General features: G+C 34.1%; 19 protein-coding genes and 2 tRNA genes. 12 read left to right on the plus strand and 9 right to left on the minus strand.

Annotation, left to right across the window (positions count from 1 at the left end; genetic code table 11):
* Positions 1-68: 68 nt before the first annotated feature.
* Together J7K39_09525 and J7K39_09530 are read right to left on the minus strand one after the other, a co-directional pair.
* Positions 69-142: transfer RNA gene (locus J7K39_09525), tRNA-Arg, on the minus strand.
* Between the two features lie 64 nt (positions 143-206).
* On the minus strand, positions 207-1,262 hold the full coding sequence (locus tag J7K39_09530) for an AI-2E family transporter (protein ID MCD6180129.1): 1,056 nt from the start codon (positions 1,260-1,262) through the stop codon (positions 207-209).
* Between the two features lie 318 nt (positions 1,263-1,580).
* On the opposite strand from J7K39_09530, the gene J7K39_09535 reads away from it, so the two are divergent.
* From J7K39_09535 to J7K39_09575, 9 genes are all read left to right on the plus strand, one after another.
* Positions 1,581-2,126 carry a hypothetical protein gene (locus J7K39_09535; GenBank protein ID MCD6180130.1) on the plus strand — a complete coding sequence of 182 codons (546 nt, stop codon included), beginning with the start codon at positions 1,581-1,583 and terminating at the stop codon, positions 2,124-2,126.
* Positions 2,126-3,022 carry a 4-hydroxy-tetrahydrodipicolinate synthase gene (locus J7K39_09540; protein ID MCD6180131.1) on the plus strand — a complete coding sequence of 299 codons (897 nt, stop codon included), beginning with the start codon at positions 2,126-2,128 and terminating at the stop codon, positions 3,020-3,022. The genes J7K39_09535 and J7K39_09540 overlap by 1 nt, the downstream gene beginning before the upstream one ends.
* 16 nt (positions 3,023-3,038) lie before the next feature.
* Positions 3,039-4,733: a T9SS type A sorting domain-containing protein gene (locus J7K39_09545; GenBank protein ID MCD6180132.1), complete on the plus strand. Its 1,695-nt coding sequence runs from the start codon at positions 3,039-3,041 to the stop codon at positions 4,731-4,733.
* 187 nt (positions 4,734-4,920) lie between these two features.
* Entirely contained in the window at positions 4,921-5,733 is an 813-nt protein-coding gene (bamD, locus tag J7K39_09550) for an outer membrane protein assembly factor BamD (GenBank protein ID MCD6180133.1), read from the plus strand.
* Between the two features lie 11 nt (positions 5,734-5,744).
* Positions 5,745-6,080 (plus strand): DNA-directed RNA polymerase subunit omega, encoded by a 336-nt coding sequence (locus tag J7K39_09555; GenBank protein MCD6180134.1) that lies wholly within the window; start codon positions 5,745-5,747, stop codon positions 6,078-6,080.
* A gap of 82 nt (positions 6,081-6,162) precedes the next feature.
* Positions 6,163-7,359, plus strand: coding sequence for a bifunctional phosphopantothenoylcysteine decarboxylase/phosphopantothenate--cysteine ligase CoaBC (gene coaBC, locus J7K39_09560; protein MCD6180135.1), 1,197 nt, complete (start codon positions 6,163-6,165; stop codon positions 7,357-7,359).
* A gap of 267 nt (positions 7,360-7,626) precedes the next feature.
* The gene (locus tag J7K39_09565) at positions 7,627-8,538 is read left to right on the plus strand and encodes a DUF4835 family protein (protein ID MCD6180136.1); all 912 of its coding nucleotides are present in this window, start codon (positions 7,627-7,629) and stop codon (positions 8,536-8,538) included.
* Between the two features lie 11 nt (positions 8,539-8,549).
* Positions 8,550-10,205, plus strand: coding sequence for a DNA repair protein RecN (gene recN, locus J7K39_09570; protein MCD6180137.1), 1,656 nt, complete (start codon positions 8,550-8,552; stop codon positions 10,203-10,205).
* Between the two features lie 21 nt (positions 10,206-10,226).
* Positions 10,227-11,060, plus strand: a complete 834-nt coding sequence (locus tag J7K39_09575; GenBank protein ID MCD6180138.1) for an enoyl-ACP reductase — start codon at positions 10,227-10,229, stop codon at positions 11,058-11,060.
* A gap of 164 nt (positions 11,061-11,224) precedes the next feature.
* Here the strand turns inward: J7K39_09575 and J7K39_09580 are convergent, their stop codons facing one another.
* The 5 genes from J7K39_09580 to J7K39_09600 form a co-directional block, all read right to left on the minus strand.
* Positions 11,225-13,453, minus strand: coding sequence for an NADP-dependent isocitrate dehydrogenase (locus tag J7K39_09580; protein MCD6180139.1), 2,229 nt, complete (start codon positions 13,451-13,453; stop codon positions 11,225-11,227).
* 489 nt (positions 13,454-13,942) lie between these two features.
* Positions 13,943-14,024 (minus strand) — tRNA-Leu (locus J7K39_09585).
* Positions 14,025-14,124: 100 nt separating this feature from the next.
* The gene (locus J7K39_09590; GenBank protein MCD6180140.1) at positions 14,125-15,228 is read right to left on the minus strand and encodes an arsenic efflux protein; all 1,104 of its coding nucleotides are present in this window, start codon (positions 15,226-15,228) and stop codon (positions 14,125-14,127) included.
* Between the two features lie 87 nt (positions 15,229-15,315).
* Entirely contained in the window at positions 15,316-16,560 is a 1,245-nt protein-coding gene (locus tag J7K39_09595; GenBank protein ID MCD6180141.1) for an Nramp family divalent metal transporter, read from the minus strand.
* Between the two features lie 26 nt (positions 16,561-16,586).
* The gene (locus tag J7K39_09600; protein ID MCD6180142.1) at positions 16,587-18,401 is read right to left on the minus strand and encodes a DNA polymerase III subunit gamma/tau; all 1,815 of its coding nucleotides are present in this window, start codon (positions 18,399-18,401) and stop codon (positions 16,587-16,589) included.
* Positions 18,402-18,615: 214 nt separating this feature from the next.
* Between J7K39_09600 and J7K39_09605 the strand changes: the two genes are divergently transcribed.
* From J7K39_09605 to moaC, 3 genes are read left to right on the plus strand one after another with little or no spacing between them, the layout of a single operon-like run.
* Positions 18,616-19,788: a molybdopterin molybdotransferase MoeA gene (locus tag J7K39_09605; GenBank protein ID MCD6180143.1), complete on the plus strand. Its 1,173-nt coding sequence runs from the start codon at positions 18,616-18,618 to the stop codon at positions 19,786-19,788.
* Positions 19,772-20,572 (plus strand): radical SAM protein, encoded by an 801-nt coding sequence (locus J7K39_09610; GenBank protein ID MCD6180144.1) that lies wholly within the window; start codon positions 19,772-19,774, stop codon positions 20,570-20,572. Before J7K39_09605 ends, J7K39_09610 begins: the two co-directional genes overlap by 17 nt.
* A 28-nt stretch (positions 20,573-20,600) precedes the next feature.
* Complete coding sequence (gene moaC, locus J7K39_09615) at positions 20,601-21,050, plus strand: cyclic pyranopterin monophosphate synthase MoaC (protein MCD6180145.1); 450 nt, start codon at positions 20,601-20,603, stop codon at positions 21,048-21,050.
* A gap of 43 nt (positions 21,051-21,093) precedes the next feature.
* On the opposite strand, the gene J7K39_09620 is transcribed toward moaC, so the two are convergent.
* Both J7K39_09620 and rpmH read right to left on the minus strand, forming a co-directional pair.
* Positions 21,094-21,627 (minus strand): TrmH family RNA methyltransferase, encoded by a 534-nt coding sequence (locus J7K39_09620; protein ID MCD6180146.1) that lies wholly within the window; start codon positions 21,625-21,627, stop codon positions 21,094-21,096.
* Between the two features lie 116 nt (positions 21,628-21,743).
* Entirely contained in the window at positions 21,744-21,905 is a 162-nt protein-coding gene (gene rpmH / locus J7K39_09625) for a 50S ribosomal protein L34 (GenBank protein MCD6180147.1), read from the minus strand.

Genomic DNA, 21,905 nt, shown 5'->3' on the forward strand with positions numbered 1-21,905 from the left:
AAAAGCAAATTGTATGCAAATAAAAAAAGAGCTACAATCTTTTAGATTATAACTCTTTGATTTTCAGGTGAACCTGAAGGGACTCGAACCCCCAACCTCCTGATCCGTAGTCAGGTGCACTATCCAATTATGCTACAGGTCCATTCAACATCGTGTTGCGGCTGCAAAAATACATATTTTTTCAAAAGAATAAAGCATTCTGTAAATTATTCTTTGCTTTTTCTGAGTTCTTTTATTGCAGAGCTATCACCAAGCAAAATACCTATATTCTTTGTCTCTTCTCTACTGTCTAAAATGATTTTTAAAGTAATAGTTAAAGGGGTAGCTATCAGCATACCTACTGTTCCTAAAACCCAACCCCAAATAATTAAAGATATAAAGACAACAAAAGGTGATAAACCCAAACTCTTCCCCATCAACCTTGGTTCAATAACACTTCCAATAAAAAAGTTAATAGCAAAAAACAAGACTATAGTTGCAATACCATAACCTATAGGAAGCTGTAAAAAAGCCAAAAGCACAGCAGGAACAGCAGCAATAATAGATCCAATATTTGGTATAAAATTCAAAAGAAATGCCAAAGCACCCCATAAAATAGGGAAATCAACTCCTAAAATTGCCAAACCTATACTCACCAAAATTCCGGTAGCAAGACTGGTTAAAGTCTTTATCCCGAAATACTTTTTTAAGCTATGAACTACCTTATTAACACTTCCCAAAGAATCAGGCGAGATAATGGCGAGTTTATTTTTGAAACTGGACACTTCCATCAGCATAAACACAAAAACCAAAACAATTAAAAATGAATTACTAAGCATACTGCTAAATCCAGAAAAAACATTTCCTGCCAATGTCAGAGCTTGACCCGGATTAACCTGTTCTAAAGCATCAAAATTCTCTTCCATTATTCCGTAATTGACCAAGAGCTTTTGTAACGAAGTCCAAACCCCTTCTAACTTAACTTGATAAGTAGGCAAAGTGGCCAAAAAATTGGTTAATGACGATCCTAATAAAACTACTAAAGCAGTTATAACAATCCAAAGAATGAATAAAACTGTTAACATTGCCACAGAATCGGAGGCTCCTTTTTTCTTTAACCAGTCGAAGGGAGCCAAACTTATAGCCGTTAACAAAATAGCCAATAAAAAGAGTGTTACAATATCTGATGCACTTTTTAAACCTGCGATAAGAATAATTAATGAGGCCGAAATAATCCAAAATTTTAAACTTGCAATAGAATTAGTATTATTTGATACTTTCATAAAATATACTTTTTTGATAAAGAAATTACGTAAAGCTGAGCTGCGAACCGAATATTGATTTCATTATTCTTTAACTATTTCTTATTCTATACTTCAACTGTCGGATAATGGAAAACCCTATTTTGCTGCCAAAATCAATATAATTATCATAGAAATCCCTTCAGCAATAAATAAATCAGAGTGTAAAAATAAACAAAATCAGACGACTACCTTAATTTCTCAAACAAAAAAGGCTACAATGCTGATAAGCTGTAAAAACCCAAGAAAAAAATGTAAATTTGTTTTCCTTTAAGGAATAAAAAGACAAAACAGCCAAAATTGAATTTGATAAAAAATTATATACAAAAATATAGTTTAAAGAAAACGTATCGCACTAATCGAAGAGATGTGTTGATAAGCAATTTTTATTCTATTAAAACAATTGGGCTGCTTTCTAATCCTAAAAACGAAACAGAAATATTTGAAGTGGATAAAGTACTCAAGCTCTTTAAAGAACATAATAAAGAGGTAACTCCTCTTATATATTTTGATAAGCAGATTGAAAACGATATATTTACAAAAAATATTGACTGGAGTGGATTTGGAAAAGAAAACTGTAATTGGTTTGGAAAACCAAAAAAAGATATCAATATAAGTCGATTTATAAACAAAGAATTAGACATTTTAATTGATCTTAGTTTCTCAAAAAATTACAGTTTACAGTCAGTTTTTGTTCAGTCGAAAGCACGATTAAAAATTATGCCTACAAGTAATCTGAGCAAGCAATTTGCCGATTTGATGATAGAAACACCTAATCCAAACGACAAGATAGCTTTTACAAATGAGTTAATACACTATTTAAAGATAATAAATAAAGACCTATAATGATAAATTCAAAATTTTATGGAGCTGGAGTTGCACTTACAACACCTTTCCACAAATACGGAACCGTCGATTTTACTTCACTTGGTAACCTAATTGAACACGTTATAAAAGGCGGAATAGATTATGTTGTTGCCTTAGGTACAACTTCTGAAACAGCTACTCTCACAGAGGATGAACGACAAGCTGTTCTTAATTTTATTATTGAAAACGTAAATAAACGAGTACCTATTGTAGTGGGCATTGGCGGAAATAATACTCAATCTTTAGTAGAAACAATTAAGCATTTCGATTTTGAAGGCATAGATGCTATTTTATCGGTAACTCCTTATTACAACAAACCAAATCAAAAAGGACTTTACTACCATTATAAAGCTTTGGCCAGCATATCGCCTCTACCAATTATTTTATACAACGTACCCAGTCGTACCTGTGTAAACATAAGTGCAGAGACTACTCTTAAATTAGCTCACGAATTCGATAATATTATTGCAATAAAAGAGGCTTCGGGAGATATGATGCAAATCATGAATATTTTAAAAGCTAAGCCAAAAGATTTCCTTGTAATTTCCGGCGACGATCCTCTAACAAATTCTATGGTTGCTATGGGTGGTGCAGGAGTTATTAGCGTTACTGCTAATGCTTATCCTAAAGAATTTCATAAACTCGTAAAAGCAGGCTTAAATAAAAATTATGAAGAGGCTCACAGAATAAATAATGCTTTACTCGAATTTATGGAAGCTGTTTTTGAAGATGGAAACCCTGCCGGCATTAAAGTTGCTTTGAGTGTTATGGGATTAATGAAAAATAATTTACGTCTGCCTTTAGTTAAAGCCAATGTGCCGACTTCTAACAAAATAAAAGTATTTATTGAAGAATTTAAAAGTCCTGTTAAATAACAAAGTATTATCTCCTATGATAAAAGCAGTTCGATTTTTATTTATTTCAATACTATTTTTTAGTATATCCTCGTTTTCTCAAGCACAAAATCCAAAAAGGGATATTCTTAACAAGACTTTTAAATCTACCAAAGAGTGCTATTTTAGCTTTCCTATTAAATCAAAAGAGCAACTCAATCAATTATCAAAAATTATTTCTATCGATAGAGTTACAGCATCTACCGCATATGCTTATGCTAATCGCAATGATTTTAATAAATTCTTAAATACAAATATCGATTTTCAGCTTTTGGATCACCCTAACGCTAATTTTAAAGCAGTAATGTTCGACTCAAAGTTGAAGCAAACTTATGCCTGGGATAAATACCTCAGCTATAATGATTATGTTGATATGATGTATCAATTTGCTACTGATTACCCTGATATTTGTCAGGTTTTCAGTCTTGGACAATCTGTTGATGGTAGAGAATTACTTATTGCTAAAATATCCGATAATATTTCACTATCGGAGGCTGAACCTCAATTCCTCTATACAGGTCAAATGCATGGAGACGAAGTGGCAACTTCAATTATATTGCTTCGACTTATAGATTATTTATTGATAAATTATGGTACAAACGATCAAATAAACCGTTTGATTGATGAGGTGGAAATATGGATTAACCCTTTAGCCAATCCTGACGGAACTTATACTAACGACAATTCAACTGTAAGCGGAGCAACACGATTTAACGCAAATGCTATTGATATCAATCGTAATTTCCCCGACCCAAAAGATGGCGATCATCCGGATGGAAAAAGCTGGCAAGCAGAAACACAAATATTTATGACTCTTGCCGAAACGCAGCATTTTGTAATGTCGGCAAATACCCATAGCGGATCGGAAGTAGTTAATTACCCTTGGGATACTTGGACAAAACTCCATGCCGATGATAATTGGTGGCAAATGGTTTCTCACGAATATGCCGATTTAGCTCAACTAAATTCGCCTTCGGGATATATGAGCGGATTTGATGATGGGATAACCAATGGAGCCGAATGGTACATTATTAATGGTGGGCGACAAGATTACATGAACTATTTTCATCACTGTCGGGAATTTACCATAGAACAATCTACGGAGAAAATGGTTCCCGAAAATGAATTACCAAACTATTGGGACTATAACAGACAAGCTATGCTAAACTATATGGAGCAGGTAACTTACGGTTTTAGAGGTAGAATTACCGATTCCGATACCGGAGATCCAATTCAAGCAAAACTCGAAATTGAAAGTCACGATTTTGATAATTCCTTTATCTTTTCAAATTTAGAAGGATATTATTATCGTCCTATAAAAGCCGGAACTTACACTCTAAACTTTTCTGCAGAAGGATACGAATCTAAATCCATTAGTAACCAAAGTATTGCCGATTTCGATTCAAAAATTATAAATGTTGGCCTAAAAAAAATTAATACAGGAGTGGATTCCAACATACTCTCAGAACTAAGAATTGTTAACCCTGTTCAAAATCATCAACTACAAATTAGTAGTCCAATAGATATTATAAGAGTAAATATCTACTCTATTTTAGGTCAACTTATTTATACCAAAAAAACAAAAAATAAAGAGTTACAAATTGACATTCAAAATTTCAAAAGCAGCATCTATATCCTAAATTTAGAATTTTCTGATGGAGAAAGAGTAGAGAAACGCTTTATTATGCATTAATATCAACTCTTAGGTTAAATTTTCATAAAATAAGCTATCTATTTTTGTGAGTTTTAAAAATTAGCAGAAATTAGCCTCGGCTTAAGAAAAGCAAGCTTATTTTAACTGTTTTTTACCTAAAAAATCAAGCGAAAATCAGCCGAAAAAAATTATTTTATTATTGACCGAAAAAATATACTTTTGCACAATGTTTAAAAATAGACTAACTCTAATTGCTTTCATACTGATTCTCATAGGAAATAGCTCTTGTGGGCGATTCCAAAAATTGCTCAAAAGCAACGACTATGAAGAGAAATACGCTATGGCACTTGAATTTTTTGAAAACGAAGAATACAATAAGACCTTACAGCTCTTCAATCAAATCTCACCTATCTACAGAGGAACAGACAAAGCGCAAAAGATAGAATTTTTATCTGCTATGAGTCATTATGGTCAAAAAGACTATGTTCTTGCCAGCTATTATTTTAAACGTTATTATCAAGCATATCCTAAATCAGAGCAAGCTGAAGAGGCTCTTTTTATGAGTGCATATTCCAACTATCTGGATTCACCACGTGCTAGCTTAGATCAAAAAACAACCGTTGACGCAATTCAAGAAATGAAATTATTTGTTTCGCGTTTTCCAAATAGCGAAAAGATAAGCCAAGCCAAAGATTTAATAAAAGAAATGGAAAATCGCCTTGAGTTAAAAGCTTTTAATATGGCTAAACTCTATATTAAAATGAGCGATTATAAAGCGTCTATTGCTTCTTTAGAAGCATTTATAAAACAGTACCAATCGAGTATTTATCACGAAGAAGCCTCATTCTTACTTATTCAAGCGAATTATGAATATGCTTTAAACAGTATTGCAGCCAGGCAAGAAGAACGCTTTTCTAAGGCATCAGAAGCTTATATTGATTTTATTTCTCAGTTTCCTGAAAGCAAATATTTAAAAAAGGCAGAGAAAATGAATGAAGTAGCATCTACTTATATCAAAAAAACAATTGCAGAAAATTAAACAAACATAAGATGGATTACAAAAAAATTAAAACGGATAGTGAAGCCGTAACACGTAAACTGAAAGATTTTGATACCCCCACAGGAAATATTTACGAAACGGTATCTATCTTATCAAAACGCGCAAATCAAATAGGGAAAGATATTAAAGAAGAACTAAACAGAAAAATTGAAGAGTTTGCAACTCCCAATGACAGTTTGGAAGAAATTTTTGAGAACAGAGAGCAAATAGAATTAGCCAGATTTTACGAAAGACTTCCAAAACCAACATTGATTGCAATACAGGAATTTTTGGACGGTAATATCTATTATCGTAATCCAGCAAAAGATATTAATACTTTAAAATAAACATTTTTTTGTTTTATAAGAACTTCTTTACGTTATTTCCGTACAAATATGGAATCGTAAAGAAGTTTTTTTATTTGAAGCTATGCAGTTAAAAGGAAAAAAAATATTAATCGGTATCACAGCTAGTATTGCTGCCTATAAAATTCCTATACTCGTTCGCTTATTAAAAAAAGAAGGCGCAGAAGTTCAGGTAATAATGACTGAATCATCACGCAACTTTGTAAGTCAACTAACATTAGCTACTCTTTCAGGAAATCCTGCCTATCATTTACCTTTTAATACCGAAAACGGAAGTTGGAATAGTCATGTTGAATTTGCTCTTTGGGCCGACTTAATGCTTATCGCTCCCCTATCGGCTGCTACACTGAGCAAAATGGCTCACGGTCATTCCGACAATCTTCTAACAACAACTTATCTCTCTGCAAAATGCCCCGTTTATTTTGCTCCCGCTATGGATTTGGATATGTTTGCTCATCCAAGCACAAAGAAAAATATTGAAACACTTATAAGTTACGGCAATCATTTTATTGAATCCCAAACAGGTGAACTAGCAAGTGGATTATGTGGTGCAGGCAGAATGGAAGAGCCGGAGAAAATGCTCGAAATTATCATCAAGCATTTTAAGAAAAAAGCTGATTTCGCCGAAAAAAAAGTCTTAATTACTGCCGGACCAACTTATGAAGCAATAGACCCCGTTCGCTTTATCGGAAATTACTCAAGCGGAAGAATGGGTTATGCAATAGCTCACGAATTTGCTAAACGAGGAGCAGAAGTATTTCTTGTTAGCGGACCCAGTTCACAAAAAGTCGAGCATTCAAATATTCAACGCATAGGTGTACAATCGGCTCAACAAATGTTTGAGGCTTGTCGGAATTTATTTAAACAAACGGATATTGCTGTTATGTCGGCTGCGGTTGCCGACTTTAAACCTAAGAAAGTCCCTAACTCAAAAATTAAGAAAGAAGATGGATTTAACCAAATTGAGCTTGAGCCAACTGTCGATATATTAAAAACATTAGGTAACCAAAAACAAAATCAAATTTTAATCGGTTTTGCTTTGGAAACAACTAATGAGTTGGAAAATGCACAAAAGAAATTAAAAAGCAAAAATTGCGATGCCATCATTTTAAACTCATTACAAAATGCCGGTGCAGGATTTCAGCACAATACCAATAAAATTTCTATTATTGATAAATCTCTGCAAAAAATTGATTTCCCCCTAAAATCTAAAGCTGAAGTAGCCAGCGATATTTGTGATTTTATTCAGAAGCTAATTTAAACAGATCAAACGTATCTAATTAAATCGCAAGAAAGACAAAGAAATTCTCAGATCTTGTGTGTTTATATTACAGAACTCTGCGGCTTTGCGACTTCGCGAGAAATATTATCACGCAAAGACGCAAGGGCGCAAAGAAGTAGTGGCTGTTAAATATTAAGATGTATTTCCCCGATAATTTAAACACGCAGGCTAAATTTTTATGCTTATTTTTATGCCGAAATAATTTGTCGCATAACTAATCGTTTGTTTGATAAAACATCGGTAAATATGATAAAAAAAAGTTTAAAAGTATTTAGCATCTTCGTTCTGATACAACTGTTTGCTTTTCAGAGTATTGGACAAGAAATTAATTGTCAGATTCAAGTAAGTGCAAGGCAAGTGCAAGGCACAGATCAAACAGCATTTGAAGCTATGCAAACTGCTTTATATGAATTTATTAACGCAAGAAAATGGACTCCCTATTCATATAAACTAGAAGAAAGAATTGAAACCACCATCTTACTCACTATCACCGAGCAACTCTCTTCCGAAAAATATAGAGGGAAATTAAATCTAGTACTTAAACGTCCGGTTTATAAAACCAATTTAAATACCACTTTATTTAATTACGTAGATAAAGACATTGAATTTACTTATGTAGAAAACGAACCTCTTGAGTTTAGCGATAATTCTTTTGATAGCAACCTGACTGCAATTATTGCTTATTATATCAATATTTTTTTAGGTCTTGATGCCGATTCGTTCAGTCCGCTTGGCGGAACACCTTATTATGAGCGAGCACAAGCCATTGTACAGAGCGCACAAAGCACCAGCGAACCCGGATGGAAAGCATATGAAAATCAGAAAAATAGATATTGGCTAAGCGAAAATTTAACCAATCCAATTTATCGTCCGCTTAGAGAAAGTATTTATAAATATCATCGCTTAGGCTTAGACAGAATGTACGATAATGCAGATATAGGGCGCACTTCCATAGCCGAAAGTATAAAATTATTAGGAAGAGTAAATGAGCAAAAACCGGGATCATTTTTAATACAGCTAATTTTAGAAGCCAAACGTAATGAAATTATTAAAGTTTTTTCGGAGGGATCTCCAAATACGAAAACCGAAGTGGTAAATATTTTAAAAGAAATAGACCCTGCTAACGGATCGCGCTATCAACAAATCCTTTCGCGCTAAAACATTTTAAGATGCTTAAGAATCTATCTATCTCCAATTACGTACTTATCGATAAACTCAATATCGATTTTCACAAACATTTTTCGGCCATTACCGGAGAGACAGGTGCCGGTAAATCCATTATTATCGGTGGTTTAGGTTTGATACTCGGAAAGCGTGCCGATACAGCTACCCTACTCGATTCTAAACAAAAATGTATCATAGAAGGGACTTTCGATATTTCAGCATTTAATTTACAAAGCTTTTTTGAAGAAAACGACCTTGATTTTGATACTACAACCCGCGTACGAAGAGAAATTACTCCTCAAGGAAAAAGTCGTGCTTTTATAAACGACACCCCTGTTACTCTTAATTTGTTAAAACAGTTTGGAGAATTGGTCATCGACATTCACTCACAACATAATACCTTGCTGATTCACAATCCCGAATATCAGCTCGATTTGCTGGATACTTTTGCAGGAAATGAAAAATTAAGAGAAAAATATTCTATTCATTACCAAGAATTTCAAAAGAATCTTGCCTTAGCTTCTAAACTAAAAAAGCAGATTGCACAAGCACAAGCCGACAATGACTATATCCGTTTTTTATTAGAAGAATTAGAAGCAGCAAAAGTAAGTGTCGGTGAAATGGAAGCCATTGAAAGTGAGCTAAATGTTTTAAATCATGCCGAAGAAATAAAGACTGCTTGGCTGCAAGCTTCATCAGGTTTAAATTCTGACGAACAGGGGTTGCTTAGTGCTATGAATCAGCTGCTTCAGCAAATCAGACCCGTTCAGGAATACCAAAAAGAATTGGAAAGTTTATATGAGCGTCTTAACTCCGTATATATCGAACTCGACGATATTGCAAGAGAAGCTGTTGCAATGGAAGAATCTGTTGAAATAGATCCAAACAGACAAGAATTTTTAAATGAACGTTTATCTTTACTATTTAAGCTTACTAAAAAACATCAGCTCAATCATGCCGATGAACTGCCACAAAAAGAAGAATCTCTAGCTAATCAGCTTTTTTCGAGCGATAAACTGCAAGAGCAGTTAGAGAAACTACAAGAGCAGCTTTTGATTGATGAAAAAGAACTAAGCGACTTAGCAGAACAATTACACTCTGCTCGCGAAAAAGCATCAAAACCACTTGCCATTAAACTTATAGAACAATTAATACAATTGGGAATTCCCGATGCGCAAATCAATTTTGTTCTCAAACCTCAAACTGTATTCTTGGAACATGGCCGCGACGAAGTAGATTTTCTTTTCTCTGCAAATGCCGGACTAAAACCCGATTTAATAAGTAAAACAGCTTCCGGAGGAGAGCTCTCTCGTCTAATGCTTGGCATTAAATATCTTTTAGCTACTAAGAAGAATTTACCGGGAATTATCTTTGATGAAATTGATAGTGGTGTTTCGGGAGAGATTGCCGAACGTTTGGGATCTTTAATGAAACAAATGGGACAAACTATGCAAGTTATCGCCATAACACATCTTCCACAAATTGCGGCATTAGCACAAAACCACTATTTGGTTTATAAGAAAAATGAAACTATTTTTGCTCGCACAGAAATTAAAAAAATGTCTGATGATGAGCGGATTGAAGAGCTAGCAGCAATGCTAAGTGGCTCAGAAATAAGCGAATCCGCAAGGGAAAATGCTCGTGTTTTATTAAAAAAATAAATAGACAATAAAAAAATCTTTATGGCCTATAATTTATTAAAAGGAAAAAAGGGGATCATCTTTGGAGCCCTAAATGATAAATCTATTGCGTGGAAAGTAGCTGAAAAAGCTCATGAAGAAGGCGCAGAATTTTTGCTTACCAATACTCCCGTTTCTATGCGATTTGGAGAAATTGATGAGTTGGCAAAAAAATGCAATACAGAAGTTATTCCGGCAGATGCAACCAGTACAAAAGATCTGGAAAACCTGATTCAAACGGCAATGGATAAGTATGGTAAAATAGATTTTGTACTGCACTCTATTGGAATGTCGCCAAATGTACGTAAGAAATTAACTTACGATGAGCTGAATTACGATTTCTATAAGAAGACCCTTGACATCTCTGCCCTTTCTTTTCATAAAATGATTTCTATCTGTAAAAAGAAAGATGCCATTAACGATTGGGGGTCTATTGTAGCATTATCCTATGTTGCAGCACAGCGTACACTCTACGGTTATAACGATATGGCTGATGCTAAATCGCTGTTGGAATCTATTGCACGTAGCTTTGGATATATTTACGGCAGAGAGAAAAAAGTTCGTATCAATACCATTTCACAATCGCCTACTGCAACTACTGCAGGTAGTGGAGTTAAAGGATTTGACGGCTTAATGGATTTTACGGAACGTATGTCGCCTCTCGGCAATGCAACAGCTTCAGAATGTGCCGATTATACTATTAGCCTATTTAGCGATCTTACCCGAAAGGTAACTATGCAAAACCTTTTCCACGATGGAGGATTCTCCAGTATGGGAATGAGTATGCGAGCTATGATGCAATACAACAAAAGTTTTGATGGTATTCCTGAAGATTAAACAGAATTAAAGTTAGGGTTTCGCTTAAAGCGAAGCTCTCAATAAAATAAGAACTGATTCACTTAATTGATTAACTATAAACTAAAAATCCCTTCAATAATCAATGATTATTGAAGGGATTTTTAAGCGTATTTGATTTATATCTTCTTTAAAAGATAAGCCAATTAAATATTATCGATAATAGTATTCAAGGAAGTACTAGGTCGCATAGCTTTTGCAACTAAGTCTGCATCAGGCTCAAAATACCCACCAATATTAGTTGCTTTACCTTCGGCAGCAGCGATTTCGGCTAATATTTTAGTTTCATTATCTTGCAGTTGTTTAGCTACTTCTTTAAATTTACTTTGCAATTCTACATCTTCTGTTTGTTCCGCTAAAGTTTCGGCCCAATACATTGCAAGATAGAAATGAGTACCACGATTATCTAATTCACCTGCTTTTCTTGAAGGCGATTTTCTATTTTCTAAATATTTAGAAACTGCTTTATCTAAAGTTTTTGATAAAAGCATAGCTCTCTCATTATCGGTAACATTAGCAAGATGTTCCAAAGAAACTGTTAATGCTAAAAACTCACCTAATGAATCCCATCTTAAATGACCTTCTTTAACAAATTGTTGAACGTGTTTTGGAGCAGATCCTCCGGCACCGGTTTCAAATAACCCACCACCATTTAACAAAGGAACTATCGACAACATTTTTGCAGAAGTTCCTAATTCTAAAATTGGAAATAAGTCGGTTAAATAATCTCTTAATGCATTTCCTGTAACCGAGATAGTATCTAAACCCGCTTTTACACGTGGAAGAGTATATTTCATAGCGTCAACAGGTGACATTATTTGAATATCCAAGCCACTAATGTCATGATCTTTTAAATAAGTATTTACTTTTTGAATCATTACTGCATCATGAGCTCTATTTTTATCTAACCAGAAAATTGCCGGAGAACCCGTTGCTCTGGCTCTGCTAACAGCAAGTTTTACCCAATCTCTGATAGGTAAATCTTTAGCTTGGCATCCTCTATAAATATCTCCCTCTTCAACTTGATGACTTAATAAAACATTACCATCTTCATCAACTATCTGAATAGTTCCGTCAGCAGGAGATTTGAATGTTTTATCGTGAGAGCCGTATTCTTCGGCTTTTTGAGCCATTAGTCCAACATTAGAAACATTTCCCATTGTTGCAGGATCGAAAGCACCGTTCTTTTTGCAAAAGTCAATTGCTTCTTGATACCACTCAGAATAACATCTATCAGGAATAACCGCTTTGGTATCTTGAAGTTCTCCTTTGGCATTCCACATACCACCGGAATCACGTACTACATTTGGCATTGAAGCATCAATAATAATATCATTACTTGCATGAAGATTAGTAATTCCTTTATCAGAATCGACCATTGCAATTGCAGGTCTTGACTTATAAACAGCTTGTATATCGGCTTCAATTTCAGCTTTTTTATCAGCGGGTAAGCTTTCTATTCTTTTATATAAATCTCCTAAACCAAGATCAGGATTAATGTCTAATTTCTTAAATAAATCTGCGTGTTTCTCAAAAACATCCTTAAAGAAAACAGCAACAAAATGCCCGAAAATAATTGGGTCAGAAACTTTCATCATTGTTGCTTTTAAATGTACTGAGAATAAAGTATCATTTTTCTTAGCATCTTCAATTTCTTCAGCAATAAATTTACGTAAAGCTTTAACACTCATATATGTTGCATCGAGAACCTCATCTTTTAAAACATGAAGTTTTTCTTTAAGAACAGTTTTATTTTTAGACTTATCGATAAATTCAAATCTAACATCTTGTTCTTTTTCTATTACAATGGATTTTTCATTTCCATAAAAATCACCATCATTCATATGTGCAACATGAGTTTTAGAATCGGAAGACCAAGCCCCCAACTTCTTAGGATTTCTCTTTGCATTTGCCTTTACTGAAGGTGCAACTCTACGATCAGAATTACCTTGACGTAAAACAGGATTTACAGCAGAACCCAAACATTTTGCATATTTGGCATTCAAAAGTTTATCTTCCTCTGTTTCGGGATATTCAGGATAATCAGGAAGTTTATATCCTTTATCTTGCAATTCTTTAATAGCAGCTTTAAGCTGAGGAATTGATGCACTGATATTTGGTAGCTTAATAATATTAGCCTCTTTTCTTTCTACTAATTCACCCAAATAAGCTAATTCATCTACTCGCTGTTGTTCTTCGGTTAAATATTCGGGAAAAGTCGAGATTATTCTTGATGATAGTGAGATATCTTTTGTTTCAACAACAATACCTGCTGCATTTGTAAACGCATTTACAATAGGTAATAAAGAATAGGTAGCCAAAGCAGGAGCTTCGTCTATTTTCGTCCAGATTATTTTTGATTTTTCTTGTACCATAATTTGTTTTATTATAAACTTTTAGTTTTTGTATTTTATTTTGGTTTTTTATCGTTTATTCGTCAGCTATAAGCATACTTTTGTACTTTCTGCAGCACTTCTTTACACTTAAAAAACAGAGCAAATTTAAGGAGAATTCGGCTTAGAATCCGAATAAATTACGGTTCTAAATAAAATAAATATTTCCAAATAAGAGACGAAAACATACTCTACAATTTTCGTGATCTATTTTAATATTAGGATCAAATATTGTAAGTACTCTATTCCTTTTATGTTAGCCTATTTGGAAATTATGGGATGTAAAAGCAACACTCCTGCTTTGTTGTCAAGAAAAATTTATATATACCAGTCTTTCAGGCTTATAAAAAACTGAATATCCATAGAAACAAAATGAATCAGTGCCTAACCCACAGGTTTTGGTCTTGATCCAAAATTTCGTTATGGCACACTTAAAACAAAAAAAACCGTTGAAAAATTTCAACGGTTTAGTGCGGATGAAGGGACTCGAACCCCCACGCCTCTCGGCACTAGATCCTAAGTCTAGCGCGGCTACCAATTACGCCACATCCGCAATTGTTTTTAAGCGCTGCAAAGATACAAACATTTTAATACGACCAAAACGTTTTTTTAATTTCCGGTAAAAAAAACTAAGAATATTATAATTGCTTGGTCTAGAAACCAATCAATAATCCTAATCCACCGGCAATTAAACCCACTGCTACATTAATAGCCTTCATGACCAAAAAACTTTTACGTGATTCGGCAAGCAAGGGTAATGCTCCATGTCCATCCTGAACAATAGAACTAGCAAGTAATATGCTAAAGGGAATCATCCCTTGAAAAAAGAGGATAATAAATATAAAATGAGGTCCGGATTCAGGAATTATGCCGATAACTACAGCTAATATCAATATCAACCACAAATTATCTGTTATCCAATCTTTTACATCGTAAAACTGATCGAGCATGCCTACAAGCAATAGAGCGGAAAATGTCCACAACAATACTTTCAAAAAGTGCTTTTTAATTACATGTCCCCAGAGATGATCTTCTAAAAAGTGGTCGCTCGACAATAAAAATATAGCCAAAGCACTAACAGAAATAAGTATAAAAGTAGCTTTTATCCAATTAAAATGATGATGTGCCGTATCTGCAATGTCTTTATGAATTTGTCCATCAACTATACTAAAACTAACTTGTTCATGACCCATTACACCCGACAGTAAAGCAAAAAGGAATAATATTATTCCGCCAATCAATAATGCTCGTGTAAAAGTAATATTTCGTATATTTTCCAGTATACTTCTTGGTTTTAGAACTGCAGAATCTACTTCGTGTTCGTGAATAACCAAATGTCCGGGAGGCACACAAAAGAAATCAAATCGCTTACCAAAAACCGTTAAAAGCCATCCAACCAATATTGCAATTATAAAAATAATCCCATTAAGCCAAAGAGCAGCTTCCGGAATAATAGAGAACATAACAAAGGCTTCATCTCCTGATGTGGCAATCATTACGGTTACGAGAGCAGCAAATTTCACAATTCCGTGAGCATATAAAGAAACAACGGTATAAGCTCCTAAACATCCGGGAATTACTCCCATAAAAGCAGCAAATACTAATTGTAAAAAAGGTGAATCTTTTAAGTGCTTAGCCCAGTTACCACGTGATTTAACATTTAAAAATTCGATTATCAGCATCATTACCAGAACAAAGCTGGTAATCATAATCGACTGTTTAATGATGGGGACTAAAATAGCAAGAAATGTTTCCATAATGCAAAACTAAACTAAAATTCATATCTAATACAAATACATATTTAAAATACCAAAAAATAGCTATATTTTCAAATATTTTAACAGCTATAACATAAAACGCCAAACCAAATAAAACACGCTAAACAAACTCAGAAAAACCATTCCTATCCACGCATAAACCAATAACCATTTTTTAGGTTTTAAATCTTCCGGAAAATGCGAATGGGTAACAGCTTTATAATTTAAAATTGCTAAAACCGGTGCTGCAACAAAAGAAATAGTGGTCGCCATATCTATAATAAAACGCATAGATTGACCAAAATAAATCAGCAATGCCAATGTTCCAAAAATAGTAATCAACATCCAAGTCGTATAAGGAAGCATACTCTTTTTGTTTTTCATTTTCAGAGCAGGAAACAACAATTCTGTTGTAGGCTGCATCACTCTTGGATAAGCATCAAGAACAGTAACCGTTGTAGAAAACATAGTTGTTAAAGCTGCAATAGCAATAAGCCAATATGCCCAATTACCCAAAGATGTTGTATACATATTGATAAGCTGTCCGGCAAATTCTACACCATTAGCCGAAAGCTCTTTTCCCGAACCATACATAACAAAAGCGCCTAAAGATACAAATCCCATAGCAAGAAAAGCAGTACCTATATAGCCAAAATTAAAATCAAACAAAGACTCTTTTAAAGTGGGTTTATGTCCGCTAAGTTCAAACTTAGCAACTGTCCAGCTTGAATGCCAAGTTGAAATATCAATGGGTCCCGGCATCCAACCCACTAAAGCAATTAAAAAAGCTAAATCTGTTGCATTACTCCAATCAAAACTTGGGGCATCAACAGTTTTAAGATCAAATGCGGCTATTACTGCTATTAAAGTAGAAACGGTAAGAGTTATAATAATTATCTTGATTATTTTATCGAGAGCTGAAAATTTTCCGCTTAATAAAACAAACATGGTAAAAAATAGTATTATAGCAGTTAAGCTATTAGCACTAAGTGTAATACCAAAAATATTCCCCAACAAAGCCGCTGTAACTACGGTAACGGCTGCCTGCAATGCAAACATAGTGCTTACGGTTAACAGAGCAAATATTCCAAGAGCCCATTTACCTGTTTTATAATAGCCGTGCACTAAGGATTTCCCTGTTGCAGTTGCATAGCGAGGAGCAAATTCGAAAAACGGATACTTTATAACATTAGCAGCAATTACCACCCAAATCAATTCAAAACCATAACTGGCTCCTGCTCTTGTAGATTGCACCAAATGAGAAACTCCCACAGCAGCTCCGGCATACAACAATCCCGGACCGAGAGTCTTCAACAAAACTTTTATGTTCATTATTGATTAATTTAAATTGGTATCACTTAGAATTCCAGTTCTAAATTCAAATTATCTTTTAATTTTTTCAAGTTAGGATTTTTCTCCACCATAGCCTTATATCTTTCGGCAGGCTGAATTATTCTCACACTATTTCCGTTTTCAATAATTTTAATATCAGACTTTAATTTATAATTATTTAAACGAACTCTAAGCAGTTTCATCAATTCAAACTTTTTCTCATCTAAAACACTTTTTTGAGCATCGTTATGAACTCGTAATTCAATTATAAAACCGTCTCTAAGTACCGCTTTATTTGTTTTTAATGTAGCATATAAACCCTGATTATGTTTAATGCGGTCTAAAAAAATATTGAATACCTTATCTAAATCATCCTGAGTAAATTCATCGGCAATATCTTCCTTACCAATCATATACGCATCAGGATTAACATCTTCCAGTTTAGAATTCTCTTCAGCTTTTATTGAAACTCCCAAGCCAATTCCTTTTGGCATACGCTTTACGGAAGTAGTTGATTCTTCAACTTTTGTTTGAGAAGGAACAGCCTGTTCTTTTATTTCGGGCTCAGATATTTTTGTACTAACCACAGTATCCTCTTTAGCCTTTTTCTCTATAACGGGGGCTACATATGGTTTTTTTTCTTCAATAGATGGTGGCGATGCTATTCTTTCTTTCGCTTTCTTCTGTACGGGTAATGCAGGGATTTGTTCTTTAGAAACTGACTCTGATATACCACTTCCCAAAGCTACCATTTGCATTAAGGTAAGCTCAATTAACAATCGTTTATTATTACTTGCCTTATAATTTACATCGCATTGAGTATTCAAATCTAAAGCTTTAAGCAAAAAGGCTGAAGAAAATTTATTTGAATTATTGTAATATCTTTTCCTAATAGATGCCGATGTTTCGAGCAAATCAATAGTTTTCGCATCTCTGCTTACCAACAGATTGCGCAGATGTTCGCCTAATCCTATTAAGAAATGCTGACCATCAAATCCACGCTCAATAATATCATTGAAAATAACTAAAACAGAGCTTATATCTCCACTTAAAAACTGGTCAGAAATTTTAAAGAAATAATCATAATCTAAAACATGAAGATTCTCTACTACCTTTTGGTAAGTCACATTTCCTGATGTAAAACTCACTAATTGATCGAAAATAGACAATGCATCGCGCATGGCACCATCAGCCTTTTGAGCTATCAGGTGCAAAGCTTCTTCATCGGCTTGCACATTCTCTTTCTCGGCAACAAAGGCCAAATATTTGGCAATATCAACAACATTTATACGCTTAAAATCAAAGACCTGACAACGCGATAAAATTGTAGGTATAATCTTATGCTTTTCGGTCGTTGCCAAAATAAATTTAACATAAGGAGGTGGCTCTTCTAATGTTTTAAGAAATGCATTAAAAGCCGCTTGCGAAAGCATATGCACCTCATCAATAATATATACCTTGTATTTACCTACCTGAGGCGGAATACGAACTTGTTCTACCAAACGACGAATATCATCAACAGAATTATTCGAGGCAGCGTCAAGCTCCATTATATTAAACGAAGCATTCTGATTAAAAGAAAGACAAGATTCACACTCATTACAAGGCTCAATTACATCAGGGTTATTTTCTAAATCGAGATTCAGACAATTAATTGTTTTAGCAAATATACGTGCCGAAGTAGTTTTACCAACTCCACGCGGACCTGTAAACAAATATGCCTGAGCTAAATAATGATTTTTAATGGCATTCTTTAATGTATTTGTGATCGCTTTTTGACCTACAACCGTATCAAAAGTTGCCGGTCTGTATTTTCGTGCCGAAACGATAAAATTTTCCATGAAAATCTTTTAAATATTATACTGCTTTAATCTTCAAAAATAAGAAAAATAATGCTACAATAATTGGTTTGAAACAATTTATCGAATACAAAATACTTTGCTAACACCATTAAAAAGACTTCAAAAAAGCGATATGTTAAAAAAAACATATTGATTAGTAAATTGCTTTTATGATACTTGTAATATTGCTACTTTTGTGCTTCAAATTTTCAACATGATTAAACAAGAAGAAGCATTTAAAATTTTAAAACAATCTGTTTTTAAACTGGGAACAGAATTAATTCCATATCAAAATAGTTTAGGCAGAATTTTAGCCGAAAATGTATATTCAGATATGGATATGCCACCTTTTAATAAATCGGCTGTAGATGGCTACGCTTGTCGTAAGCAAGACTTAGGAAACGATTTGGAGCTTCTCGAAATTATTCCTGCCGGAATAGCTCCCACCAAAAGTATTGGATCAAATCAATGCTCTCAAATTATGACAGGAGCGGAAGTTCCTGAAGGTGCCGACACTATTATTATGGTTGAACATACCGAAACAATAAATAAAAAAATAAGGTTCGTTCATAGTAAAACAAACTCGAATATTTGTGCTATTGGTGAAGACATAAGAAAAGCTGATTTAGTACTTGAAGATGGAACATTAATTAAAGCACAACAAATTCCTGTTTTAGCTTCTGTTGGAAAGGTATTTATCCACGTTTATCGTCAACCAAAGGTAGCTGTTATTTCAACCGGTGATGAGTTAGTTGAACCACATATTATCCCACAAACTTCGCAAATAAGGAATAGCAATGCAGCACAGCTGATGGCTCAACTTAAACAATTAGGTTTGGAAGGACGTTATATTGGTATTGCTAAAGATAGTCCGGAATCTACCCGAAAAATGTTAGAAGAAGCTCTTGACAGTAGCGATATTGTTTTACTCTCAGGTGGCGTTTCTATGGGCGAATTTGATTTTGTCCCTGCAATTCTCGAAGAAAAAGGTATCAAAATACTATTTAAAAGTTTGGCTGTGCAACCCGGCCGACCAACTGTTTTTGGAAAAAAAGAAGGTCAGTTCTTTTTTGGACTTCCCGGAAATCCTGTCTCTTCCTTTGTACAATTTGAATTATTGGTAAAACCATTAATTTATAATTTGATGGGATACGATTTTAAACCTCTATCATTAAAAATGCCTATGGGTGTTGAATATACCCGTAAAAAAGCTAAGAGAAAATCTTATATTCCGGTTTATTTTAACGAAAATAGCGAAGTAATACCGGTAGATTATAATGGTTCCGCTCATATCCATTCCTATGTTAAAGCCGATGGAATGATTTATATAAACATAGGCGAAACAACACTAAAAAAAGGACTTATAGTTGATGTACGACAGATTTAATAGAAAAATTAACTACTTACGCATTTCTGTTACCGACCGTTGTAATTTACGTTGCGTATATTGCATGCCGGCCGAAGGCGTAGATTTAATATCGCATAAAGATATTTTAAGCTTCGAGGAGATTGTAGACTTTACAAAAAAAGCCGTTGCTGATGGTGTTGATAAAGTTAGAATTACGGGAGGAGAACCACTTGTAAGACACGATATTATTAAACTAATTAAAAGTATCGGAGAAATTAAAGGCATTAAAGATTTTGGAATGACTACCAACGGAATACTTCTTCCAAAATATGCTGAACAATTAAAAGCCGCAGGCTTGATGCGAGTAAATATTAGTTTAGACACTATGAATCCGCAACGTTATAGGGAAATTACACGATTGGGAAATATTGATGATGTTTTTGCCGGTATTGAAGCAGCTAAAAAAGCTGAATTATTTCCCATCAAGATAAATTGCGTTATAAAAAAATCGCGCTATGAACCCGATGCCGTAGACGTTACTGAATATTGTAAAGCTAAGGGATTAGAAATCCGGTATATACACGAAATGAATTTGGAAACAGGCGAATTTTCAATAGTAGAAGGTGGCGAAGGTGGCGATTGCAAAAACTGTAACCGCTTAAGATTAACAGCTAACGGAAATGTAATGCCCTGTCTTTTCTCCAATTTAGCTTATAATGTCAGAGAACTAGGTATAGAAAAATCTATAGACGAAAGTTTAAAAAATAAACCCAAAAGCGGAACGACTAATCATATTAACCATTTTAGTAATATTGGAGGTTAATTAGAACTTAGGATTTAAAATTACATTTATGGAACTATCGCATATCAATAAAGAAGGTAAAGCCAATATGGTGGATGTAGCCAACAAACCCGACCAGAGCAGAACAGCACGCGCTCAAGGCTTTATTCGTTTACAAAAAGAAACCTTAGCTTTAATTGCAGAAAACGGATTAAAAAAAGGAGATGTATTAACCGTAGCTGAAATTGCAGGTATTCAAGGTGGTAAAAAAACCAACGAACTTATTCCTCTCTGTCATCCTTTAATGATTACAAAAATAGATGTTAAAACCGAAATCCTTAAAGATGGTGTTAGAGTAGAAAGTTTTGCAAAATGCATTGGAAAAACCGGTATTGAAATGGAAGCACTAACGGCTGTTAACATTGCTTTACTAACCATTTACGATATGTGCAAGGCTGTTGATAAGCAAATGACAATGGATGGTATTGAATTACTTGAAAAAGTGAAAGAGGATTTATAAATATGGTCAAAACATCCAAATGTTATCATTTGACATTTGACCCTTAGACATTTTCGAGTCCCAAATGCTGCCTTCCCCACTCAAAAGCAGCTATAGCTGCAGCATGCGAAACATTCAAAGATAATGTTTTACCTATAAGTGGAATATATACAGTTTTAGAAACCTTATTTAAACATTCTTGGGCAATCCCAAAGCGTTCATTTCCGACGAGTAAAACACATTTTTCGGGTAATGATGTTTTATACAAATTACTAGCTTTAGTGCTGGTTTCTACTGCAACTATTTCAAAATCTTCAGGAATTTGTGATTTAAAAACCTCGGGCTTACAAAAAGAATAATCGACAGATTTTAAGCTAGAATGAGCAACTCTAGCAATTTTTTTCGCCTTAAATATAGTTTCACTTTGTATAAATAAAACCTTACTGATACCAAGATTCCCTGATAGTCGAATCAGAGCACCAACATTTTCCGGAGTTCTGAGTTCGTAAGCTGCCAATATTAAATTTGAGGCATTTCCAAACTTATTTTTAGTCTTTGTATTAAAAAACTCTACGGAATTGGCATATTTATTATCCATCAAGAATATTTAATTATTCCGGTCAATCAAAAATTATATAAGGAAGACCATTACTTAAACAAAAAAAGAAGACATCAACCAATGCCTTCTAAATTTATCCAAAAGAAATCAGCGAATTATTTTCTTCCGTTAAACTCGTCAGAAACAGTTAATTGCGCTCTTCCTTTAGCTCTTCTACGAGCTAAAATCTTACGACCGTTTTTAGAAGCCATACGCTCTCTAAAACCATGTTTATTTTTTCTTTTGCGAACTGAAGGTTGATATGTTCTCTTGCTCAT

It is taken from the genome of Bacteroidales bacterium (genome assembly GCA_021157585.1).
GTDB lineage: Bacteria > Bacteroidota > Bacteroidia > Bacteroidales > UBA12170 > UBA12170.